This window comes from Bifidobacterium sp. RTP21102st3_E2_RTP21102_210122, assembly GCF_040916945.1.
In the GTDB taxonomy this organism is placed as follows: Bacteria; Actinomycetota; Actinomycetes; order Actinomycetales; family Bifidobacteriaceae; genus Bifidobacterium; species Bifidobacterium longum.
Genome location: NZ_JBCPAN010000039.1, coordinates 1 through 255 on the forward strand (window position 1 = coordinate 1; position 255 = coordinate 255).

Consider the following 255-nt stretch of genomic DNA (forward strand, 5'->3'; position numbering starts at 1 on the left):
GGATAACATGACCGTGCTGTCGGTGGCGCCGCTGCTGGCCGCCGGCATCCGCTCCGTCTTCGAGGAAGGCTCCGTGGCGACACTGCTGGAGGGCCTGCCGGAGGACATGCGCCCGAGAAACATCTACGCCTGAAATATAAAACAAAGGACTACATATTTGCCCCCGCTGGCGGAGGCAGAATGACGCGGTCCTGGCCATCCATAACGGATTGAATACAAAATAGGGAGGCCGCCACAGGGCGACCTCCCTATTTC

General features: G+C 59.6%; 1 pseudogene. It reads left to right on the plus strand.

The features are described 5' to 3' along the window. Window positions 1-133, plus strand: a pseudogene (locus AB5287_RS10090) (ribose-phosphate diphosphokinase); the annotation flags it as partial. Between the last annotated feature and the right edge of the window lie 122 nt (window positions 134-255).